The 21,913-nt window shown below is 63.1% G+C and carries 21 protein-coding genes and 1 tRNA gene; 8 read left to right on the top strand and 14 right to left on the bottom strand.

What is annotated here, in order from left to right:
- Positions 1–51 precede the first annotated feature (51 nt).
- Genes yajC through queA form a run of 3 tightly spaced genes read right to left on the bottom strand, consistent with a single transcriptional unit; the run spans position 52 to position 2,632 of the window.
- Positions 52–390 carry a preprotein translocase subunit YajC gene (gene yajC, locus M2395_RS19300; protein ID WP_011063224.1) on the bottom strand — a complete coding sequence of 113 codons (339 nt, stop codon included), beginning with the start codon at positions 388–390 and terminating at the stop codon, positions 52–54.
- Between the two features lie 47 nt (positions 391–437).
- Positions 438–1,553, bottom strand: a complete 1,116-nt coding sequence (gene tgt, locus M2395_RS19295) for a tRNA guanosine(34) transglycosylase Tgt (protein WP_162470478.1) — start codon at positions 1,551–1,553, stop codon at positions 438–440.
- A gap of 14 nt (positions 1,554–1,567) precedes the next feature.
- Positions 1,568–2,632: a tRNA preQ1(34) S-adenosylmethionine ribosyltransferase-isomerase QueA gene (queA, locus tag M2395_RS19290; RefSeq protein WP_053153610.1), complete on the bottom strand. Its 1,065-nt coding sequence runs from the start codon at positions 2,630–2,632 to the stop codon at positions 1,568–1,570.
- A 108-nt stretch (positions 2,633–2,740) separates the two neighbouring features.
- Here queA and M2395_RS19285 point away from each other — a divergent pair.
- Positions 2,741–2,825 (top strand) — tRNA-Leu (locus M2395_RS19285).
- A gap of 100 nt (positions 2,826–2,925) precedes the next feature.
- On the opposite strand, the gene M2395_RS19280 is transcribed toward M2395_RS19285, so the two are convergent.
- Positions 2,926–3,594, bottom strand: a complete 669-nt coding sequence (locus M2395_RS19280; protein WP_015636885.1) for a M35 family metallo-endopeptidase — start codon at positions 3,592–3,594, stop codon at positions 2,926–2,928.
- A gap of 426 nt (positions 3,595–4,020) precedes the next feature.
- Between M2395_RS19280 and ppk2 the strand changes: the two genes are divergently transcribed.
- A complete protein-coding gene (gene ppk2, locus M2395_RS19275) occupies positions 4,021–4,917 on the top strand; it encodes a polyphosphate kinase 2 (protein ID WP_161466650.1) in 897 nt (298 codons plus the stop codon).
- Positions 4,918–5,013: 96 nt separating this feature from the next.
- Here ppk2 and M2395_RS19270 read toward each other — a convergent pair whose 3' ends face one another.
- From M2395_RS19270 to M2395_RS19255, 4 genes are all read right to left on the bottom strand, one after another.
- Positions 5,014–5,919 (bottom strand): DMT family transporter, encoded by a 906-nt coding sequence (locus M2395_RS19270; protein ID WP_011063237.1) that lies wholly within the window; start codon positions 5,917–5,919, stop codon positions 5,014–5,016.
- Positions 5,909–7,231, bottom strand: a complete 1,323-nt coding sequence (gene ectB, locus M2395_RS19265) for a diaminobutyrate--2-oxoglutarate transaminase (protein WP_019094259.1) — start codon at positions 7,229–7,231, stop codon at positions 5,909–5,911. The genes M2395_RS19270 and ectB overlap by 11 nt, the downstream gene beginning before the upstream one ends.
- A 65-nt stretch (positions 7,232–7,296) precedes the next feature.
- Positions 7,297–8,640, bottom strand: a complete 1,344-nt coding sequence (locus M2395_RS19260; protein WP_019094258.1) for a SidA/IucD/PvdA family monooxygenase — start codon at positions 8,638–8,640, stop codon at positions 7,297–7,299.
- A 127-nt stretch (positions 8,641–8,767) separates the two neighbouring features.
- Positions 8,768–9,391, bottom strand: a complete 624-nt coding sequence (locus M2395_RS19255; protein ID WP_011063240.1) for a glutathione S-transferase family protein — start codon at positions 9,389–9,391, stop codon at positions 8,768–8,770.
- A gap of 84 nt (positions 9,392–9,475) precedes the next feature.
- Here M2395_RS19255 and M2395_RS19250 point away from each other — a divergent pair, with 84 nt between their 5' ends.
- Both M2395_RS19250 and M2395_RS19245 read left to right on the top strand, forming a co-directional pair.
- A complete protein-coding gene (locus M2395_RS19250) occupies positions 9,476–10,321 on the top strand; it encodes an AraC family transcriptional regulator (RefSeq protein WP_011063241.1) in 846 nt (281 codons plus the stop codon).
- 49 nt (positions 10,322–10,370) lie between these two features.
- Positions 10,371–11,108 (top strand): hypothetical protein, encoded by a 738-nt coding sequence (locus tag M2395_RS19245; RefSeq protein WP_011063242.1) that lies wholly within the window; start codon positions 10,371–10,373, stop codon positions 11,106–11,108.
- Positions 11,109–11,124: 16 nt separating this feature from the next.
- Here the strand turns inward: M2395_RS19245 and M2395_RS19240 are convergent, their stop codons facing one another.
- The 4 genes from M2395_RS19240 to M2395_RS19225 all read right to left on the bottom strand — a co-directional run bounded on the left by M2395_RS19240 (position 11,125) and on the right by M2395_RS19225 (position 15,756).
- Complete coding sequence (locus M2395_RS19240; protein WP_041119744.1) at positions 11,125–12,480, bottom strand: OprD family outer membrane porin; 1,356 nt, start codon at positions 12,478–12,480, stop codon at positions 11,125–11,127.
- Positions 12,481–12,539: 59 nt separating this feature from the next.
- Positions 12,540–13,253, bottom strand: a complete 714-nt coding sequence (locus M2395_RS19235) for a phosphatase PAP2 family protein (protein ID WP_053159966.1) — start codon at positions 13,251–13,253, stop codon at positions 12,540–12,542.
- A 455-nt stretch (positions 13,254–13,708) separates the two neighbouring features.
- Entirely contained in the window at positions 13,709–15,049 is a 1,341-nt protein-coding gene (locus tag M2395_RS19230) for an ATP-binding protein (protein ID WP_019094255.1), read from the bottom strand.
- On the bottom strand, positions 15,046–15,756 hold the full coding sequence (locus M2395_RS19225) for a response regulator (RefSeq protein WP_093408324.1): 711 nt from the start codon (positions 15,754–15,756) through the stop codon (positions 15,046–15,048). Before M2395_RS19225 ends, M2395_RS19230 begins: the two co-directional genes overlap by 4 nt.
- Positions 15,757–15,923: 167 nt before the next feature.
- Between M2395_RS19225 and M2395_RS19220 the strand changes: the two genes are divergently transcribed.
- The gene (locus M2395_RS19220) at positions 15,924–16,253 is read left to right on the top strand and encodes a hypothetical protein (protein ID WP_015636890.1); all 330 of its coding nucleotides are present in this window, start codon (positions 15,924–15,926) and stop codon (positions 16,251–16,253) included.
- Positions 16,254–16,351: 98 nt separating this feature from the next.
- Here the strand turns inward: M2395_RS19220 and M2395_RS19215 are convergent, their stop codons facing one another.
- A complete protein-coding gene (locus M2395_RS19215) occupies positions 16,352–17,512 on the bottom strand; it encodes an MFS transporter (protein ID WP_123431381.1) in 1,161 nt (386 codons plus the stop codon).
- A gap of 101 nt (positions 17,513–17,613) precedes the next feature.
- On the opposite strand from M2395_RS19215, the gene gcvA reads away from it, so the two are divergent.
- The 3 genes from gcvA (at position 17,614) to M2395_RS19200 (ending at position 21,090) form a co-directional block, all read left to right on the top strand.
- Positions 17,614–18,549: a transcriptional regulator GcvA gene (gcvA, locus tag M2395_RS19210; protein ID WP_123431382.1), complete on the top strand. Its 936-nt coding sequence runs from the start codon at positions 17,614–17,616 to the stop codon at positions 18,547–18,549.
- A 107-nt stretch (positions 18,550–18,656) separates the two neighbouring features.
- Positions 18,657–20,585 (top strand): alkaline phosphatase D family protein, encoded by a 1,929-nt coding sequence (locus M2395_RS19205; protein ID WP_123431383.1) that lies wholly within the window; start codon positions 18,657–18,659, stop codon positions 20,583–20,585.
- Between the two features lie 37 nt (positions 20,586–20,622).
- On the top strand, positions 20,623–21,090 hold the full coding sequence (locus M2395_RS19200) for a hypothetical protein (protein ID WP_015636894.1): 468 nt from the start codon (positions 20,623–20,625) through the stop codon (positions 21,088–21,090).
- Between the two features lie 171 nt (positions 21,091–21,261).
- Here M2395_RS19200 and M2395_RS19195 read toward each other — a convergent pair whose 3' ends face one another.
- Positions 21,262–21,831 carry a hypothetical protein gene (locus M2395_RS19195; RefSeq protein WP_123431384.1) on the bottom strand — a complete coding sequence of 190 codons (570 nt, stop codon included), beginning with the start codon at positions 21,829–21,831 and terminating at the stop codon, positions 21,262–21,264.
- Positions 21,832–21,913: the final 82 nt, after the last annotated feature.

Below are 21,913 nucleotides of genomic sequence, written 5' to 3'. Positions count from 1 at the left end.
TTTATGACGCGGGGCGCCTTGCGCGCCCCGTCGATTGGTAAAAGATGAAACTTAGATCGCTTTCAGCGTGCCTTTTGGCAGCGTGGCAGCGATCGCGCCCTTCTGGAACTTCAGTTCAACGGAGTCCGACACTTCCAGAACCACGAAGTCATCGGTCACTTTGTTGATCTTGCCGGCAATACCGCCGGTGGTCACAACTTCGTCGCCTTTCTGCAGGCTACCCAGCAGGTTCTTCTGCTCTTTGGCGCGCTTGGCCTGTGGGCGCCAGATCATCAGATAGAAGATGACCAGGAAGCCGACCAGGAAAATCCACTCGAAACCAGTGCCAGCAGGACCGGCAGCGGCAGGTGCAGCGGCGTCCGCATACGCGGCAGGGATCAAAAAGCTCATTTAACACTCCGATAATTTCAGAATTAGTGTCTTAACGTCTTTAGAACTTATTCTAAAGGCGGCACGGGTAACCCGCGTTTGGCATAGAAGGAATCGACAAAGGCGGCCAATGTACCTTGTTGAATAGCCTCGCGCAAACCAGCCATAAGACGCTGGTAATGGCGCAAATTATGGATGGTATTGAGCATACTCCCGAGCATTTCCCCACACTTGTCCAAGTGGTGCAGATAAGCACGGGAGAAGTTCTGGCAGGTGTAGCAATCACAAGTTGGGTCCAGCGGCGAATCATCATGGCGATGGAACGCGTTACGGATCTTCAGCACGCCTGTATCGATGAACAGATGCCCATTGCGGGCATTGCGGGTTGGCATCACGCAATCGAACATGTCCACACCGCGGCGCACACCCTCAACCAGATCTTCCGGCTTGCCAACTCCCATAAGGTAACGAGGTTTGTCGGCTGGCATCTGGCCTGGCAGGTAGTCCAGGACCTTGATCATTTCATGCTTGGGCTCGCCCACCGACAGGCCGCCAATGGCCAGGCCGTCGAAGCCGATCTTGTCCAGGCCTTCCAGGGAGCGCATGCGCAGGTCCTGGTGCATGCCGCCCTGGACGATACCGAACAGCGCCGCGGTGTTGTCGCCGTGGGCATTCTTCGAGCGCTGGGCCCAGCGCAGGGACAGCTCCATGGAGATTCGCGCCACGTCTTCATCAGCCGGGTACGGCGTGCATTCATCGAAGATCATCACGATGTCCGAACCCAGGTCGCGCTGCACTTGCATCGACTCTTCCGGGCCCATGAACACCTTGGCGCCGTCCACCGGCGAGGCGAAGGTCACGCCCTCTTCCTTGATCTTGCGCATGGCACCCAGGCTGAACACCTGGAAGCCACCGGAGTCGGTCAGAATCGGGCCTTTCCACTGCATGAAATCATGCAGGTCACCGTGGGCCTTGATCACTTCCGTGCCCGGGCGCAGCCACAGGTGGAAGGTGTTGCCGAGGATGATTTCGGCGCCGGTAGCGACGATATCCCGCGGCAGCATGCCCTTGACCGTGCCATAGGTGCCCACCGGCATGAAGGCCGGGGTTTCCACCGTGCCGCGGGGGAAGGTCAGGCGACCGCGACGAGCCTTGCCATCAGTGGCCAGGAGCTCGAAGGACATACGACAAGTGCGACTCATACAGTTTCCTCGGGGGCCAGATCCTTGGGAGCGGTCGGCGCGGGATTACGGGTGATGAACATCGCATCACCGTAGCTGAAAAAGCGGTATCCATTTTCCACCGCGGCGCGATAGGCGGCCATGGTTTCGGGATAGCCGGCGAACGCCGAAACCAGCATCAACAGCGTGGATTCCGGCAGATGGAAGTTGGTCACCAGGGCATCGACCACATGGAACGGCCGGCCCGGGTAGATAAAGATGTCGGTGTCGCCACTGAACGGCTTGAGCACGCCATCGCGCGCGGCGCTTTCCAGGGAGCGCACGCTGGTGGTGCCCACTGCCACCACCCGGCCACCGCGAGCCCGGCACGCAGCAACTGCATCCACCACGTCCTGGCCGACTTCCAGCCACTCATGGTGCATATGGTGATCTTCGATGCGCTCGACCCTCACCGGCTGGAAGGTACCAGCCCCCACGTGCAGGGTGACGAACGCGGTCTCCACGCCCTTGGCGGCAATGGCCTCCAGCAGCGGCTGGTCGAAATGCAGCCCGGCGGTCGGTGCCGCCACCGCGCCCAGGCGCTGGGCGTACACGGTCTGGTAACGCTCGCGATCGGCGCCTTCATCCGGACGGTCTATATAAGGAGGCAACGGCATGTGCCCGACCCGGTCCAGCAGCGGCAGCACTTCTTCGACAAAGCCCAGCTCGAAGAGCGTGTCATGGCGCGCCAGCATCTCGGCTTCGCCACCGCCGTCGATGAGGATCTTCGACCCAGGCTTGGGCGACTTGCTGGAGCGCACATGGGCCAGCACACGGTGGCTGTCCAGCACCCGCTCGACGAGGATTTCCAGCTTGCCGCCGGAAGCCTTCTGACCGAACAGACGGGCCGGAATCACCCGGGTATTGTTGAACACCATCAGATCGCCCGGGCGCAAATGCTCAAGCAAATCAGTGAATTGACGGTGGGCCAAGGCGCCGGTTGGCCCATCCAGGGTCAACAGACGGCTGCCGCGACGCTCGGCCAGTGGATGGCGGGCGATCAGCGAATCAGGAAGCTCGAAGGTAAAGTCAGCAACGCGCATGATGGGGTTCGTCTAGCAGGGCCGGAAAGTTTAGCGGATTAAGCAAAAATTGACCATGAAAGCCGATTGACCAACGGTAAGCGCCTCTCTATACTTCGCCGCCATTGAGCCCTGATGGCGGAATTGGTAGACGCGGCGGATTCAAAATCCGTTTTCGCAAGAAGTGGGAGTTCGAGTCTCCCTCGGGGCACCAAACATGAAAAAGACCTTGAAATCCAAGGTCTTTTTTTTCGCCTGCAGAAAAGTGCCAGCACGGCGCACACCTCCCGTTGCGGGCCTCTTTCCCGCCCTGCTCAGTCGTACAAGTCCTCCACGTAGTACTCGTAGTTGTCGGCATTCTCCACCGCGTCGCTCGGGCGGTTGGCTCCCAGGTTCTGCGATCCCGCCACGCCGTAGGCGCCGGGGATATCGGTGGTGTGGCCAATGGAATGGGTCAGTTCATGCACCACGGTACCGGCCTGGGTATCGAAACCCACGCGCGGCGGCAGGGCAAAGAATGCCGTGCAGAACCAGGCCTGCACGTCCCCGCGGGCGTTGACGTAGGTGGCGGCGATATCCCCGGGCGCGTCGCAAGGGTCATTCGGGTTGACCCGGCAATAGGCCGTCAGGGTGTTGCCACTGTTGAGCTTGAAACGCACCCCGTCGAGCACTGCACGCACCCGCTGGTAGCGATCCTGGCTGAAGGTACCGAACCAGGTCCGGTAGGCCAGGTCCTGATTGCGGCGAAAGGTCGCTTCATTGTTGTTGACCTGGTTGTAGGCATTGGTCGACCAGGTAGTAGCGACGGCCACGGCATTGCTCACCGCGGTACGGTCAGCCTGGGTGGCACAGGAACCGTCAAACGCCACGTTGATGGCGAGCGCCGATTGCGCCAGCGCACCCAGGCCCAGTAGCAGCAACAGATTTTGCCAGCGACGCGCCAGACGACGGCGGCTTGAATGAACAACGGTATCAGTATCCATATTCAGCATCCTTCCATGCAGGTTCCGAGGAATGTCGCTCCCCCTGCCAGGGGCGACACTCGCATTGGATTCCCGAGGCTCGCGGTGCATCAGCAGGAATTGCTTCCGTAGCCGGCGCCAGGGCCCCGCGCGCCTGATACAAGCATCTCTCGGGCACATCCTTGATGGAGGTCAAAGAGCCGACGTTTGAGGGCCATACACTTGTAAGTGAACATTTGAACGAGACGCACAGGCCCTCCTTATATGAGTGAAGAATCCACCCTCCGCACCCAGCCCAAAGCCTTGCCGGAAGCCAGCTCCGCCAGCCCTGCCAAGAGCACCCCGCGCAAACCCGCAACGCCGCGCCCGCGTCGCCCACGCACAGCGAGCAAGGCTGCACCGGTGAAAGCCGCCGAGGCCGAAATCAGCGCCATCAGCCAGAAGCCCATGGCCCTGCAGGTGGCCAGCGCGCCGCGCGGCTCCAACGAAGACAGCGTGTCCGCTGCGCTGCCGGGCAATTATCCGTACCGCAACCGCATGCGCCGCGCCGAGTACGAAAAGGCCAAGAACGAACTGCAGATCGAACTGCTCAAGGTGCAAAGCTGGGTCAAGGAAACCGGGCAGCGCATCGTGGTGCTGTTCGAAGGCCGTGACGCTGCTGGCAAGGGCGGCACCATCAAGCGCTTCATGGAACACCTCAACCCCCGCGGCGCGCGGATCGTGGCCCTGGAAAAGCCCTCGGAACAGGAAAAGGGCCAGTGGTACTTCCAGCGCTATATCCAGCACCTGCCCACCGCCGGGGAAATGGTCTTCTTCGACCGCTCCTGGTACAACCGCGCCGGGGTGGAACGGGTGATGGAGTTCTGCTCGCCCCTGCAATACCTGGAGTTCATGCGCCAGACCCCGGAGCTGGAGCGCATGCTGTGCAACAGCGGCATCCTGATGTTCAAGTTCTGGTTCTCGGTGAACCGCGAAGAACAGCTGCGCCGCTTCATCTCCCGTCGGGACGACCCGCTCAAGCACTGGAAGCTCTCGCCCATCGACATCAAGTCCCTGGACAAGTGGGACGAGTACACCGCCGCCAAACAGGCGATGTTCTTCCACACCGACACCGCCGATGCCCCTTGGACGGTGATCAAGTCCGATGACAAGAAGCGCGCGCGAATCAACTGTATCCGCCACTTCCTGCACGAGCTGGACTACCCGGGCAAGGACCTGAAAGTCGCCCACGCCCCGGACCCATTGCTGGTGGGCCGCGCCTCGCGGGTACTGGAAGAGGATGAAGGCACCCAGGCCCAGGCTGCGACAGATCCGCGAGCCACGCGCCTGGCCTTGTCGGCCTGAATTCCGGGCAAAAAAAACTGCGCGCAGACAGGCGGGTCTGTGCGCAGCAAAAGTCGAGCGGATCTATGAATCAGAGCACTGGATCAGCTCGAGGCCTCAGGCAGCCTCGGTCACCGGCGTCACCTTCTCCGGTGGTTTGATAGAGCCGATGTACACCGCAAAGATGGTCAGCAGCGCACCCGCGATCTGCAGCGCCGAGCTGGCCTTGCCGAGAAACGCCACATCGACGAAGTAGGTGATCACCGGCTCCAGCAGCAGGATCAGCCCCGCCAGGCCCAGGCTGATGGCACCGATGGAGCGGTTGACCAGCAACCAGCCCACGAATTGCACCATCACCCCATAGATGATCAGCATCACCAGGGTCTGCCCATCGACGATGGCCAGGCTTTCCCCCATGGCCAGGGCATACACCAGCAGCACCAGCGCGGCCCACAGGCTCAGGTTGAGCATCTGTGCGATCTTGTCGCCCCCACCGTCAGGCAACTGCGTGTTGACCTTGAGGAAATACACGCAAATGGCGTAGGCCAGGCCCGAGAGCACGCCATAGACCACACCCTTGATGCCCACTGCACTGGTCATTTCCGGCAGCAGCAACAGGTACAGGCCGATAAACGCCAGGGTGATGGAGATCAGGAAGTAGATCGACGGCTTCTCCTTGAGCAGGTACAGCCCCAGCAGGGTCATGAAGAACACCTGGCAGTTGGTCAGGATCGAGCCGATGCCCGGGCCGACGATGTAGATGCTCTGGTGCCAGAGCACCAGGTCGATGGCCAGGAACACCCCGGCCAGGGCCGTGTACAGCTGCGCCTTGGCGCTCTTGAGCAGCACCGGGATGCGCCGCACCTTGAGCAGCAGGAAGAACAGGATCGAGGCGAACAGCATGCGGTAGAACCCGGCCCCACCGGCGCCGATGTGGGCAAAGGCCACGGCCAGCGCCGACAGGCTGAGCATCAAGCCACCAATGGTCAGCTCGATGATGGCGCGGTTGGTATTAGTCGACATGCGCGACTCCATTAATGAAGACCAGAGGATCGACGTCCTGGTCCGGGTCACTTAACTTGCCCTGCTCCAGCACCTGTTGCATGGCGTCGAAAATGCTCGCCAGGCCGGCCTGCAGCGTTTCGCTGCTGATGGTCAGCGCCGGCATCAGCTTGAGTACCTGGTCCACCGGACCGCAGCGCTCGATGATCAGGCGGCGGGCGAAGCAGGCACGCATCACCGCGGCGGCCAGGGCCGGGTCGTGGAACTCGATGCCGTAGAACAGCCCGCGTCCGCGCACATCCTTGATATGCCCGGCGAAGCGTTCGGTCACCTCAGCCAGCCACTCCTTGAGCTGTGCTTCGTTGGCCTGGATGTGCTTGACCAGGCGGTCATCGCTCCAGAACTCCTGCACGGTCTTGGTGGCGGCGACAAAGGCCAGGGTGTTGCCGCGGAAAGTGCCGTTGTCCTCGCCAGGGGACCATTGGTCCAGTTCCGGGCGATGCAGCAGCAGGGCGAAAGGCAAGCCGTAGCCGCTGAGGGACTTGGACAGGCAGACCATGTCCGGGGTGATGCCCGAGGGCTCGAAGCTGAAGAAGGTCCCGGTGCGGCCGCAGCCGGCCTGGATGTCGTCGACGATCAGCAGGATGCCGTGCTCGGCGGTCAGCTGGCGCAGGCGCTGCAGGAACTCTGCCGAAGCCACGTTGATCCCGCCTTCGCCCTGGATGGTTTCCAGGATCACCGCTGCCGGCAGGTCCATGCCGGAACTGTTGTCCTTGACCAGGCGCTCGAAGTAGGCGATGGAATCCAGGCCTTCCAGGTAACCGTCGAACGGCATGCGGAACACATAGGGATCCACCCCTGGCTGGCGGTTGTCACGGTTGCCGGTCAGCCCCAGGGAGGTGTTGGACATGCCGTGGAAGCCGTTGGTGAAGGCCACGATGTGCCGGCGCCCGGTGACCTTGCGCGCCAGTTTGACCGCCGACTCCACCACGCTGGTGCCGGTGGGCGAGGTGAACTGCATTTTGTAGGGCAGGGCCCGGGGCGCCAGGATGATCTTGCGGAAGTTGTAGATGAACTCCTGCTTGGCCCGGCTGTGCATGTCCAGGGCGGCCTGGATGCCGTCCCGTTGCAGGTAGTCGATCACCGCGGCCTTCACCGCCTTGGGGTTGTGGCCATAGTTCACGGACCCGGCGCAGCTCAGGAAGTCGATATAGGCCTGGCCTTTCAGGTCATACAGATGACTGCCCTGGGCCTGGTCGAAGACCACCGGAAAGCTGCGGCAGTAACTGCGCGCCGAAGACTCCACATCCGCAAATACGCCCAACTCATCCATTTCTGAAATATCCATTGCTGCCTGCTCACATAAAGGGGTCGAGGTTCAGGATTCGATGCAGCGGCTCAAGCGATCTTTTCTGCAGCCTGGGCCAGGCCCAGTTGCTGGTTCAGCGAGTTGAAAATGTCCCGCGAGCGCAGCGACAGCAGGCTGAAGGAGCCGGCATCGCCATAGCCGTGAGAGGATTCGCACAGACCATTGAGGTACAACGCGGGCAGATGGCTGCCCTTGGCTGCGGCCAGGCTGTAGTCGCGCCCGATGCGGATCACGCCCTGAGCGTCGCTCTCCAGGTGTTCGGCCAGGTCCTTGAGGATCGCCGGGTAGCGTTCTTCCTGGGGGCCGGTGCCGAGGTTGCGAAAACCCGTGGCCAGGACGATCGCGTCCAGCCCGCCCAGTTCCTCGGTGGCGTGGGTGCTGCTGTTGCGCAGCGACAGGCTGTAGCCCTCGCCGTCCGGCGTGCAGCCCTGGATCTCGCTGAGCCCCTTGATGATCACGCGCTCGCGGCCCTGCAGCTTGTCCTCATACATGCCCACGTAGAGTTCCTTGATTACGTCGGCATCGGCAGCGGAATAGTTGGTGTAGTGCAGGTGGCGGTTGATGTTCTTCTTCGCCTCGGCGGAGCTGTTGTAGTACTGGTCGACGAAGGACGGGAAGTACACGTGCTCGCTGAACTGGCTGGTGTCCTTGAGGCGGAAGCCGTAGCCGCGCTGCACGCTGACGATTTCCAGGTTCGGGTAGGTGTGGCGCAGGTGCAGGATGATTTCGATGGCGCTCTGGCTGCCGCCGACCACCGCCACGCGCTTGAGCTCACCCTTCTGCGCCAGGCTGGCCAGGCGCCCCAGGTACTGGGTCAGGTGGAACACCCGGTCCGCCGCGGCGTTGGCGAACACCTGCGGAATCACCGGGGTGCGGCCCGGGGCCAGGACCACGGAGCGCGCCTGATACTGCACGCCGGCCTGGGTGGTGATGGTGTAGAGGTTGCTGGCCGGGTCGACCTGGATCTGGCTCACGCTCTGGTTGTAGGCCACGTCCCGGGCGAAAAAGCCGGCAACCCAGCGTACGTACTCGGCGAACTCACTGCGCAGGGGGAACTCCAGGCCCAGGTTCAGGTGTTCGAACAGGCGGTCGTTCTCGAACAGGAAGTTGGTGAAGGTGTAGCGGCTGCGCGGGTTGCGCGGCGTTACCAGATCACGGCTCGGGTGGTTCTGGATATCGCTGCCGGAGAGCATCATCTCCGGCTGCCATTGAGTGCTCGCGTGACGCTCGAGAAACAGCCGGGTGCCGGCAAATTCCATCTCTTCCATGGCGATGGCCAGGGCGATGTTCGCCGGGCCAAAACCGATGCCGATCACGTCGTAAACTTGCCCTTCACGGCCAACATCCTTGGCAGTCACTTTATGAACACTCATAAATTCCCCTTCCTGCAACAAAAGTCAGACTCGAAAAAGCAGAAAAAACACCAGTGTCTTTTCTGCCTTCCGTCAAATAGCCATTAATTTTTAGTTAGCGTTATTCGTTATAACTAGTTCGGCTTTTTCAAACTTCTTCCGCAGCCAACTTCAGCCACTTTTGTACTGGCGGGTAGGCCAGAACTTGTTCGACATAAGCCTGAAGTTGTGCCGGCACCGCCACGCCATAACGACGGAAGCGGAACACCACCGGTACGAACATGGCATCGACGATGCCGAAGTCGCCGCACAGGAACTGCTTGGAGCCGCTGGCGTGGCGCAGGTTGGTCCAGATGTCGAAGATCCGCTGGATCTCTTCCTGGGTGTCGGCGGTCAGCGGCTCGGGGGTATCGCCGGTGTTCAGGCCGAAGGACATCTGGGTACGCAGGTTGACGAACCCGGAGTGCATTTCCGCCGCGGCAGCGCGGGCCTGGGCCTTTACCAGCGGGTCCTGGGGCCACAGGTTGGCCGCCGGATAGGCACCGGCAACGTACTCGCAGATGGCCAGGCTGTCGTTGATCACCACCTTGTCCAGCAGCAGTGCCGGCACCTTGCCCGAGGGCGAATAGCGCAGGATCTGCTGGCGGGTGTCATCCTGTTCCAGCTTGACCTGAAGGGTCTCGAAGGAGACGTCTGCCGTTACAAGAACCAGCCATGCACGAAATGACCATGAAGACTTTTTGTAATCCCCAATAACTAGTTTTGTAGGCATCACTTCCCCTAGCTCGCGTTGTGAAATGGGTGCTAAATTTAGCGGCCCTCTTTTCCAACGTATTGCACAAAACTGGACAAACTCATGGATGAGCACCAACCCGGCAAAGTCTTTAGGCCAGACAAGGATTTCGTGCAGTTTTGGCGAATACCAGAAGGCGACTGTGAGTTGTTATCGGCGCGTTACAGCACTCAGTCTTTTGGCAGGCATTCACATGATCGGTATGCAGTAGGCGTTATAAGCAGCGGGGTGGAAAAACTCTTCTATAGAGGCAGCTACTACTTGGGCAGCGCCGGCAGCGTGGTCACCATCACCCCGGGGGAAATTCATGACGGCCTCCCCGGGCATGACCAGGGCTGGATGTACCGCATGCTTTACCTCGACCCGGGCTGGGTCAACCGGGTGATTTTCCAGGGCCGCTTCGGCGCCGAGCACATCCATCTGTTCCAGAATGCCCTGAACCTGGATCCCAGCTTTGCCCTGACCTTCCTCCAGCAACACCAGATCATCGAAAATTCCCCACCCAGCCTGGAGCGCGAATCCATCCTCCTGGACCTGGTGACCCAGCTCTTCGAACGCAGCGGCGCCCCCATTGCCGCCATCGCCAGCGCCGAGCGCAGCGCCGTCAAGTTCATCAAGAAGAAGCTCGAAGACGAATACGCCCGGCACATTCCCCTGGAAGAACTGGCGCAACTGGTGGACATGGACCCGCTGTACCTGATCCGCGTGTTCAAGAAGACCGTCGGCGTCTCGCCCCACAGCTACCAGATCCAGAAGCGCGTGGCCCAGGTGCAGAACCTGCTGCGCACCGGCGCCAGCCTGGCGGAAGCCTCGTTCAGCTGCGGCTTCTTCGATCAGAGCCACATGACCCGCGCCTTCAAGAAGGTGGTGGGCATTACCCCCGGCAGTTTCCGTAACAGCCGCGCCTGAGGCGCGGCCTTCTTTCCCTGTTGTTCCCGTTTGAGCAAGGACCCGCTGTATGCCCACGATCCAAACCCCGGAGTGCACCCAACTGCCGGCCGGCGCCGTCGCCTACCCCGATGCCCAGGAGGTGTTCGTCGCCGACCAGCAGGAACTGGCCGAGCACCTGCTGCCGCTGCTGTCCATCGACGCCAACCTGATCAACCCCGGCTGGTCCGGGCGCCTGCACCTGCTGAGCCCCATCGAACCCGATGAGGGGCTGGTAGGCGAATTGACGGCAGACTGCGGCTTTGGCAGCGAACTGCTGAAGACCAACTGGATCGGCTTCAAGATCGAGAACGGCCGCTACCGCCTGTGCGGCGACCCGCGTTACTTCTTCCTGCACCCGGGCAATGCCGACCTGCCCGAGCCCCGGCGCAACGTGCGGGCCAGCCTGCAACGCCATTACGCCCAAGAGCACGCCACCTACCAGGCTTCGCGCCAGCGCTACCAGGAACTCGGCCGCCTGACCTGGCCGGAGGACAGCGACTACCACATGACCTTCATCGACCAGATGGCCGGCATCGCCGAGGGCTATGGCAACTGGGTGGAAACCGTGGAATTTCCCATGGATATCGTCGAAGCCACGGATGACAGCGGCGACATCGACGTCTGGCCCTTGAGCCCCGCTGGCCGGCGCTTCGAGCACGCGCTCAGCGTACCGGCCAGCCACTACGGAATCAGCGGCGCCGACCTCATCGTGATGTTCTACGAACCGGTGGAAGGGCTGGTGCTGTTCTGCTTCGACTGGTCCTGAGTCCCACCCCGCCCCTTCAGAACAGCGCCAGCGGATACTGCACGCGAATCCGCAACTGGTCGATGGAACCATCGGCCTGGGCGCTGTTGCCTCGATGCCAGATCTGCGTGGCCCGCAGGTGCAGGCCCTTCAGCGAACCGCTGCTGAAGGTGTAGCTCAAATCCAGGTCGGTTTCGTGATGACGGCCATCTTCGCCATACAGGCCACGGTAGATGCTGTTGGCCGGGGCATGACTGCCATCCACTCCCCAGCCCCGCTGATAACGCAGCCCCAGGTTCAGGTCCGGCAGCCCAAGCCAGGCCAGGCGCTGGTCGTAACGCAATTGCCAGGAGCGTTCCCGTGGCCCGTTGAAATCCGAATAGGGCGCGGAGTTGGCCAGGACGATGGATTGCCCGGTCTGGCCGTCTCCGAAACCTATGTAGTCGAACGGGGTATCCGAAAACGAGCGCTGGTAGGCCAGGGTCAAGCGATGGGCATCGAAACGGTACGCCAGGGCGTGGGAGGCGATCAGGTTGTCGATGGGGCCAAACAACGAGGCGCCGCTATCCCGGGTGCGATACAGGTTGAAGGTGTTGCTCAGGCTGCGCTCGCCAGCCAGTTCCAGGGTGTGGCCCAGGTTGAGGTAATGCTGGGTCCAGACGTCCTCCAGTTGCCCCAGGTAATAAGCCCCGCGCCATTGCTCGCCCTTGTAGTTCAGCCCCAGGTACTGGGCGCTGTCGATATTGATCCGCGCCCCGGACAAACGTCCGTATACCGTGGAAATCCCGCCTCGGGCCTTGCTTTCGGTGGGGCCGGACAAGGCACTCAGCCGCGCCGCTTCCAGGCTCAGCCCGTCCCAGTCGCGCTGTAACTGCCAGCCGTAGGCCATCCCGGGAATGATCCGGCTGTTGTTGGCCGCCAGTACCGGCGCCTGGGTGGTGAAATTGCCATAACGCAGCTGTGCCTCGGCCACCTTGAGCTTGAGGGCACCGCCAACCTTGCCATGGCTGTCCCGCGGATGCCCCTTGCCGTCCAGCGCCAGGGTGCCGGTGCCGGTGCGCCCACCGCCACTGTCGAGCTTGAAGGCCTGCATGGCAAAGGCATCGAACCCCAGGCCCAGAAGCCCGGGGGTAAAACCGGAACGGTAATACAGCTGCACCGACTGGCCCCACTCCTGGCGATAACCATTGCGCTCACTACGCGGTTTGTAGCGGTTACGGCCACTGTTGTTGGGCCCGTTGCGGTAATCCCGGGCGAAGTACTGGTTATCGAAAAACATCCGGGCCTCGCCCTCGGTGAACAGCTCCTCCCAGGCCTCAACTCCCGCCTGGCTGATACCGCCCGGGCCCAGCCACAACCCCAGCAGCACAATGCTTGTGCGATACACGGACATGGCACTGTTCCTTGTCAGTGAAGGAGCACCGCCCGTAGCCGGCGCTCAGGGATAGGAGGTCAATCCAGGGCCAGGGTGGCGCGCAGTTCGCGCCGGGCCCGGTTGAAGTCGTCAAGGGCCTCAGGGTTGTGCAACAGCTCGACGGCCAGGGCCACCGCCGAGATCCGCCCCCCTTCAAGGTCCGTGGGGTAATGCACCCCGGCCACCACTCGGCTTTGCCCCGCGGCAGCGGCCCGTGCAAACAGCTCGTCACGCTTTTCCGGGACCATCCGCGCCAGGAGAATGGCGCTCAGGTAGGCATCCATGGTGTGCCCGCTGGGGTAGGACTCGCCCATCGGCGGCGCCAGCACCGGCTTTACCTCGGCGCTCAGCTCATAAGGCCGGGGGCGGGCGAAATGGGCCTTGGCAGGCATCAGGGTCTGCACCAGGTCCTTGAGGGTGCGGCGGAAGAACTGCGCAGTCAGCGGGTGCCGGTCGAGAGTGAACTGCGGCCCGAAAATCTCCCCGGCAAAGGGAAATACCGCGTCGCTCAGATGATCGTCGCGTTTGGCCTGCGCCACCTGCTGCGGCGTGCGTTGGCCCTGGACCAGCAGTACGGTCTCCAGGTCCTGGCGGTCCTCGGAGCTGCCGGCAAGTGGTGGTGGAGGCAGGAAGGCCGCCAGATCCAGCGCCTGAGGCGCCAGGTAGGGCTGCACCGGCGGCTGCGCCGCATGAGTGCCAAGACTGACGATCAGCAAAATAGCGCCCAGCATGGCTAAAGGTTTACCAGTCATGAAGCAGATCCTTTCTTTGGGACGAGCAATAGCGGCCCGCGACAGAGGCCACAGACAGAGAAGTGCGATTGCAGGAAGGACAAACTCAGGGCGGCGCTTGAGGCCGTGATGTCTGGCGCATGCCAGTGGACGAACAGCGGAAGACGTGATGTTCAGAACCTTGGCCCGGGGCCAGGTACTGCACAGGCGGATCGATCAATGTCCAGGCGGCAGGCGCGTTCCGGACGACCAGGGTTGCGTTCATAGTGCCCACCGTTCTTGTTGTTATCGGTTTCGGCGAGGGTGCGCCCAGGGGCGCGGTAATGCCTGATCGAGTATCCCGGCGCACCAGGGCAGAAACCATCCTGCAAATGCAGGATGGCGCAAGTCACGCTACGGGCAGCTTGAAAAAAAGCCCAGCGGGCCAGGGCCGGAGGCAATGGAGCTCTGACGCAAGCCCTCAACTGCGGCAGCGGCTACAGCGGCAACTCCACCCGCGCCTCCAGCCCACCGCCTTCACGATTGAACAGCCGCAACTCGCCGCCGTGTTCGCGGACAATGGCCCGTGCTGCCGACAGCCCCAGGCCCACGCCGCCGGTGCTCTTGTTGCGCGAGCTCTCCAGCCGGAAGAATGGTGCAAACACCTGTTCCAGAGCCTCGGGTGGAATCCCCGGGCCACGATCGAGCACGCGTACCCGCACCTGATCCGCCCCCTGTTCCAGCACGATGGCTGGCTGCGCACCGTACTTGAGCGCGTTGTCCAGCAGGTTGGTCATCACCCGCTTGAGCCCCAGGGGCCGGCCGCAATACACCAGACGCGGCGGCCCGGTGAAGAGGATTTCCATGGACTGGTCGCGGTAGTCGTCCACCAGGGTCTGCAACAGTTCGGCCAGGTCGAAATGGGTGGCCTGCTCCAGCCGCGCATCGTCGCGGAAGAACTCCAGGGCCGAATTGATCATCGCCTGCATCTCGTCCACATCGCGGAACAGGCGCTGCTGCTGGTCGGCATCCTCGATGAACTCACCGCGCAGGCGCATGCGGGTCAGCGGTGTGCGCAGGTCATGGGAGATGGCCGCGAGCATCTGGGTGCGGTCCTTGATGAAGTGCTGCAACTGCGCCTGCATGGCGTTGAAGGCAAGAATCGCCTGACGGATCTCGTGGGGCCCCACCGGATCGATGGGCGGCGCGCGAAAGTCCACGGCAAAGCGCCGGGCGCCCTGGGCGAACTGCTGCAGCGGCTTGGCCAGCCGGCGAGTGGCAATCAAGGCCACCAGGCCGGTGGAAATCAGCACCAGGGCAATTACGATCAGGTTGCGCGTGCCCTCCTCCAGCCCCCAACTGCGTGACGCCGAAGAAAACATCAGCCAGCTTTGGTCGCTCAACTGCACCAGCAGCGCGTAGCGACCTTGGTCGCTTCGCCAGTCGCTGGGCTGATAGGCCTCGATATGCCGCTGCGGTGGGCCGAGCAAGGCGCGAAACGCCTCGGAGCCGTCGCGGTATTCGGAGTCTTCCAGCAGCGGCAGATCCAGGCCCTGCCGTGTCGCCTGCCAGACAATGCTCAGGTGATCGGTGCTGACCGAAGCCGCCAACCGCGAGCGCTGGCCCGGCTCCGAGGCCTCGACCATGCGCACGATGGCCGCGGACTTCTCCAGCAACCCGGTTTCCGCCAGTGGCGGATAAGCCCAGACCCCGGCCAACTGCACGAACAGCGCATTGAACGCCAGGGCCGTGAGCATGGCCATGATGATGGTCAGGGCGATCCAGCGCGCCACGGTGTCGCGCAGGCGATAACGCCACAAGGGCTTGATCAGCTTCACTGGCGGGTCACGCTGGGGGTGAACAGATAGCCGCCGTTGCGTACCGTGCGAATCATTGCCGGGCGCTTGGTGTCGAACTCCAGCTTGCGCCGCAGGCGGCTGACCTGGACATCGATGCTGCGATCGAAGGCGTCATGGGCCTGGCCCCGGGCCAGGTCCAGCAACTGCTCGCGGGTGAGGATGCGCTGCGGATGCTCGACAAACACCAACAGCAGGTCGAACTCCCCCGCCGACAGCGGAATCATCACCTGGTCCGGCGAGCGCAGCTCACGGCGAGTCAGGTCCAGCTGCCAGTCGGCGAACTTGATCAGGGGCCGCGGCACGTCCGCGCTCGCCGGCCGGTTCTCCCCGGCCCGGCGCAGCACCGCCCGCACACGGGCCAGCAGTTCGCGGGCATCGAAGGGCTTGCTCAGGTAATCGTCGGCGCCCATCTCCAGGCCCACCACCCGGTCGCTCAACTCGCCCATGGCGGTGAGCATGATCACCGGCGTGGCGTGCTGCTGGCGCAAGCGCTGGCACAGGGTCAGGCCGTTGTCGCCGGGGAGCATCAGGTCGAGGATGATCAGGTCCGGCACCTCCCGCTCCAGAGCCGCCCACAGCGAAGCGCCATCGGTGGCCACGGCCACCTGGTAGCCCTGTTGGACAAAAAATTTCTTCAGCAGAGCGAGGACTTCAATGTCGTCGTCCACGATCAAAAGACGGCTCACCAGCAGGCATCACTCAAGGTCGGAAAGAGCCGATATCTAAAACCATTCGGCGCGGCCCGTCATATATTTCAACGTGGTAACAAACCTTCAGCCACGCAATAAAGCAGACATCTTTGCGCAAGGTTCACCTGCCAGCATCGGCTTCCCCTTGCTGGAGAACCCTGACCATGCGCCTGCTCAAACCCGCCTCGGCCCCAGCCCCTCTTGCCGCAAAGGAGCTGCCCGTGCCCACCTGCGAACAACACGCCCTGATGCTGCTGCAACGCGTGACCAAGCTCGACAACGCCAGCCTGCATTGCCGCGAAGTCAGCCTGCGCATGTCTGAAGACCAGAATCACCTGGTGCTGACCCGCTACAGCGAGCACTACAGCCCCGAGGGCATGGAGTGGGTGGAGCGCAAGCATCGGGTGTCGGTGACCGACCTGCTGCGCTGGGTGATCGAGCAGGGCCAGCCGCAGAGCATTGAACGCGGAGAAGAACACAAGGCCTCGGCCTGAGGCCTGTAGGGGCGAGCTTGCTCGTGACGATCGCGCGCAAGCTCGCCCCTACAGAACTCCGCTAACTGATCTGACTGGCCGTGGCCACAGAGGCGCCCCTAAGTCTCTTCGGCAGACGCCTGTCTGCCCGCCTCCCCACGAACACCAACCTCTCGACACGCCAACGCACTCACCGCCAGACACCCCGCCGCCAGCGAATACACCCACACCGTGGACGCCACCGGCAGCAGCAAGCCGGCGATCAAGGGCCCGACCCCGGCGCCGATATCCCGCCACACCGCATTGGCCGCCAGGGCCCGCACCCTGCCCGTCCCCGGATGCCGCTGTGCAACCACCGTGACCACCAGCGGCAATTGCAGGGCCCGCAACACCAGCACCAGGGCGCCGCCGACAATCAGCCAATGGCAACCAAAGCCCACCAGGGCCACAGAGGTCAGCAGGGAGAAGACGATCAACATCCGTGTTGCGCCCCAGCGTTGTGCAGCGAGGCCGCCCAGGGGGCTCAGGAGCATTTCCGAAACGTAGCGCAGGGCCAGAAGCCCGCCCGCCACCAGTACCGCGTTGCCCGCCATCAGCTGCTCGGCCTGCAGCGACAGGCCAATGATGAACAGACCATCCAGCACCAGCCCTTCGATAAAGGACCACAGCGCCACGCTGTCGGGGCGCTGAAAACGGCGGCTGGAACTGGCCAGTGGATGGGGTTTGCTCGGCAGGCCGAAGGCCAGGAGCAGGGCGACCAGCGACGTCAGGGCCATAAGAAGGAAGATCACTCGCGGGCCATATTCGACGCTGACCAGCGCGCCCAGGGGCAAGGCCAGCATCGGCCCGGTGGCGATCAGCGCCCGGGAGCGGCCGGTGCGGCGGGCGGCGCCCGTGGGCTCGGCGGTGGCCATGACCTGGGTTGAAAGGTTGAGGGCCGCGTAGGTCAGGCCCCAGCCCAGGCGCAACAGCAGCAGCCACCAGAAACCGGACAAGGTGGCGTAACCCAGGGCGCAGAGGGCGGCGGTGGCGGCGGCCAGCACGCAGACCGGGCGATCACCGCGGCGGGCGTAGAAGCGCATCACATGGCTATAGCCGAAGATCCGCACCAGGCGGTTGGCTGCCAGCAACAGGCCGGCTTCGGCCAGAGTCACGCCGAAGGCCTCGTGCTGCATGGGCAGCAACAGGTAGAGCAAGGTGTCGCCGGGCAGGCACAGGCCGAGGATCGAGGCGGCGCGGGCGGAAGCCTTGTCGGTGGTGCGGGCGTGGGTATCGGGCATGGCAGGCAAACCGGCAGGTCATGAACGGCGTTCAGCGTGACCTTCTGTTGCGGCACTGACAAACGCTTTAATTGCGCCATACATGTGACTAAATTAGACACATGATCACTGACCTGCCGCCCCTGAACGCCGTCCGCGCCTTTGCCGCCGCTGCTCGCCACGAGAGTTTCAGCCGCGCCGCCGAAGAACTGCATGTGAGCCACAGCGCGGTGAGCCGCCATATCAAGTTGCTGGAAGAGCACCTGGGGGTGCTGCTGTTCGAGCGGCGCATCCGCCAGTCGGTGCTCACCCCTGCCGGGCAAGCCTTCCATGAGCAGGTCAGCGTGGCCCTGGCCCAGATCGCCAATGCCGCCGCCTCCCTGCGCCGCGGCGCGGCCCTGCGCAAGGTCACCATCAATGTGCGGCCGTCCTTCGCGGTGCGCTGGCTGATTCCCCGCTTGCCGCAGTTCATGGCGCTGTACCCGCAGATCCAGCCGGAGGTGGTGACCAGCACCCTGCTCCCCGACCCCGCCAAGGAAACCTTCGACCTGGTGATTCGCCGTGGCCGCTCCGGCTGGGCAACCACGCTGCAACCCCAACGCCTGCTGGAAGACGAAATCCTGGTGGTGGCAGCGCCGTCGCTGTTGCACAGCACAGCACTGAACAGCCCCGATGATCTGTCGCGACATACCTTGCTGGTCAGCCGCACCCGCGCCAGCGACTGGCAGAAGTGGCTGGAGCACTGCGGCCTGAAACCGCTGCGCACCTCGCCGACCTTGCATTTCGACCATATGCACTTCGTGCTCCAGGCCTGCGTCGACGGGCTGGGCCTGGCGCTGTGCCCGGCCTCGTTGCTGGCCAAGGACCTGGCCAGCGGCCGCCTGATCTGCCCCTTGCCGGACCTGCGCCAGCCCCTGACCCGCTATTACTACGCGCTGGCCAGTGATGCGGCCCCCGAAGCCCAGGTGTTTATCGACTGGATGCTGGCGCAGATTCGCCAGGACGCCATGGATCATCAGGTACAACAGCTTGCGGGCAATGCGGGCCAACGCCCATAAATAATCGGATACAAAAGCCTTGCTCCAGCCCGCGCAACCGACGTTTCTTCGACATCGGCTGCGCTACCATTTCGCCCCCTTTGCAACCGCCAGAGATCCCGCAGCAGATGCTCCCGACCACGCCCCCCACTGCCCTGCCTCCTGTTCTCGCCGGCCCGTTGCTGCGCCGCCTGGAGCCGACGCGGCTGGTGCTGTGGCTGGTGGGCTCCAGGGCGTTGGCGCTGACCCTGCGCCTGCAGCCCGCTGGCAGCGCGACCCTGGATCTGGCCCTCGACCCGCAGCAATGCCAGGTCATTCCCGTCGGTCGCCATGCCTTCATCCATCTGATCGATGTGGCACTGGACGACGCCCTGCCCCTGGACGTGACGATCGCCTATGACCTGCTGATCAACGATGCCGACGACAGCGCCCGGGCTATTGCCGATTGGGCGCCGCACCTGTTGTATGGCGATGCCGGGTCCCCTGAGTTCGTGCTCCACAGCCGCATCGACAACCTGCTCCACGGCTCCTGCCGCAAGCCCCATCACCCGTCCGCTGACGGCTTGCTCTGCGTCGACCGCCTGCTGGCGCAACACCCCGAGCCTGCACAACGCCCGGCCTTGCTGATGATGAGCGGCGATCAGGTGTACGCCGACGATGTGGCCGGCCCCATGCTGCGGGCCATTCACGCCCTGATCGAGCGCCTCGGGCTGTTCGATGAACAACTGGAAGGCGCCGTAGTGGCCGACAGTCAGGCGTTGTACCGCCATGGCGCCAGCTACTACCAGCGGGCCGAATTGCTCCCGGCGTTGAAGAGCAATGAAACCCTGCGCGAGCGGTTTTTCGGTGGAGTGAAAAAGCCGATCTTCACCAGCAGCAACGCTGACAACCACCTGGTGACGTTCGCCGAGGTGCTGGCCATGTACCTGCTGGTCTGGTCGCCGCTGCCCTGGACCCTGATCACGCCACAGCCGCCGCAACTGACGCCGGAACAGCAAACGCGCTACACCCGGGAACAGCAGCGCATCGACGAGTTTGTCCAGGGCCTGAAGGGTGCCGCGCGGGTCTTTGCCCACCTGTCGTGCCTGATGATCTTCGACGACCACGACATCACCGACGACTGGAACCTCAGCGCCCAATGGGAAGAAACCGCCTACGGTCACCCCTTCTCCAAGCGCATCATCGGCAACGCGCTGCTGGCTTACATGCTGTGCCAGGGCTGGGGCAACAACCCGGATGCCTTCGCCCAGCTGCTGGAACACACTCGGGCCTTGAGCGCCACGGCACAAGCCTCGGAACACCTGCTGCAACGTCAGCCCCAGGACGATCTGATCGACCAGTTGCTGCGCTTTGAACAATGGCAATACGTATTGCCCAGCACCCCGGCCCTGGTGGTGCTGGACACCCGCACCCGGCGCTGGCGCAGCGAGTCCAACCTGGGCCAGCCTTCCGGCCTGCTGGACTGGGAAGCCCTGAGCGAACTGCAACATGAACTGCTGGATCACCCCTCGGCGATCATCGTTTCACCGGCGCCGATCTTCGGCGTCAAGCTGATCGAAACGGTGCAGAAGGTCTTCAGTTGGTGCGGCTACCCGCTGCTGGTGGACGCGGAAAACTGGATGGCCCATCGCGGTTCCGCCCAGGTGATCCTGAACATCTTCCGCCACTCGCGAACCCCGGGCAGCTACGTGATTCTCTCGGGGGATGTGCATTACTCCTTCGTCTACGAAGTGCTGATCCGCCACCGCCAGGGCGGCCCGCGGATCTGGCAGATCACCAGCAGCGGCATCAAGAACGAATTCCCCGCCGCCCTGCTGGAATGGTTCGACCGCCTCAACCGTTGGCTCTACTCGCCGCGCTCGCCGTTGAACTGGTTCACCAAGCGCCGGCGGATGAAGGTGATGCCCCATGTGCCCGAGCATGCCGAGGCCGGGGAGCGGCTGTGGAACTCGTCGGGGATCGGCCAGGTGTTTTTCAATGAGCAGGGGCAGCCCGTGGCGATCTATCAGCACAATGCCAATGGCACGGCGCCGACACGGATGATTGCGCCGAGATAGAATCCGCTGTCGCCGGCCACCAGGAAGGACCCGCCCGATGGAAAAACAACCGTTGTATCGCAAGGTCAACACCCGGACCCGGGGCGTGGGGCACAAGAACTCACCGTCCTACGCCAAACAGCGCCACAGCAAGGCCCTCCTGGCCAGGGAACAGCAACGCGGCAGCATGCACTCCGACAAGCGCCTGGGGCTGGATTACACCCCTCTGTTCCGTTTTCTGCTCAGCCGGGTCGGCCAGCCGTGGGATGGGGTATTCAGCGAAGCGAAAGGCCGGCTGGATCGGGAAGAGCCGATTTTCTGGTTGGTGGCCCTGCATGAGCACGAACAACAGGATTACGTGGGGCTCAGTGGCTGCGCTTATTTCAGCGGTCTGTACGTCGATACCCAGGGCCTGCTGCAGAAGGTCAATCCCCAGCTGAGCGCAGCCACCATGAGCCCCAATTGCCCTTGCTGCACTCACACCTTGAACGGGGTTCCCTTCGGCCAACCCTATCGTCGCTGGTGAGCCCGTCGCAGCGCCTCATCCGGCGCGGAGGACATCGAGGACAGTCTGCATCGGCGGCGCTAAGGCCGCTGGCAGGCGTTTCGCGACCGTGTGTTCATCCGCTGGATCCGCTTTCGCGGGGCCTATATCTGGGAGGAAATCTGCAAGCACTATGCGCCCTAGATTCGCGCTCTATCGGGCATCGGCGCTGCAATAATCGGTAGGGCGCAGCGGCACCCGCTCCGGCAGTATCTCGCCCTGATCGTCGATCTTGCGCAGCATCGCTGTGCACATCTGGTCCTGGAGAAAGACCATCTGGTAGGTCGCACCGGCCTCGGGCACAAAGGTCACGCTTTGCTCGCAAACGGCGCGGTAGTCCTTATCCATCCCCGGTTCAGTGTTGTAGAACATGAAGGCGAACGGGCGATTGGCCGGGATCTTCAGCTCGTTGGCGCCAAAGCCCTCCTGGCGCCGCATGCGGTCGGTGGCGGCGGTCATGGGAATGCCCAGGTTGCGGAAGTTGGGATGGGCGATGCCGCGATGGGGCCGAACCATCAGCCCCGACGCAGGCTTGCTCCAGTCGATGCAATCGCTGTAGGGCACACCCCGCACCAGCCCTTGGGCGACGATGCGGATCAGTGCGGTGTCACCGGCATCGGCCGGCACCCGGTAGCTGACGGTGGTCGCTTTGAGCGCGGAAACAAAGGCACAACCGCTGAGCCCCAGAGACAGGCTCAGCAACAGGATCGAGCGAAGCCGCATGATTCATCCTTGAAGGACCGACAGCGAAGGCTGACGCAAAGGATGGCAATCTTACCTCGGCGCCAGGGCGCGTCGGCAGATT

It is taken from the genome of Pseudomonas sp. BIGb0176 (assembly GCF_024810175.1).
Lineage (GTDB): Bacteria > Pseudomonadota > Gammaproteobacteria > Pseudomonadales > Pseudomonadaceae > Aquipseudomonas > Aquipseudomonas protegens.
Note: the sequence above shows the minus strand (reverse complement) of the source record. Positions and strands in the feature narration are given on the sequence as shown.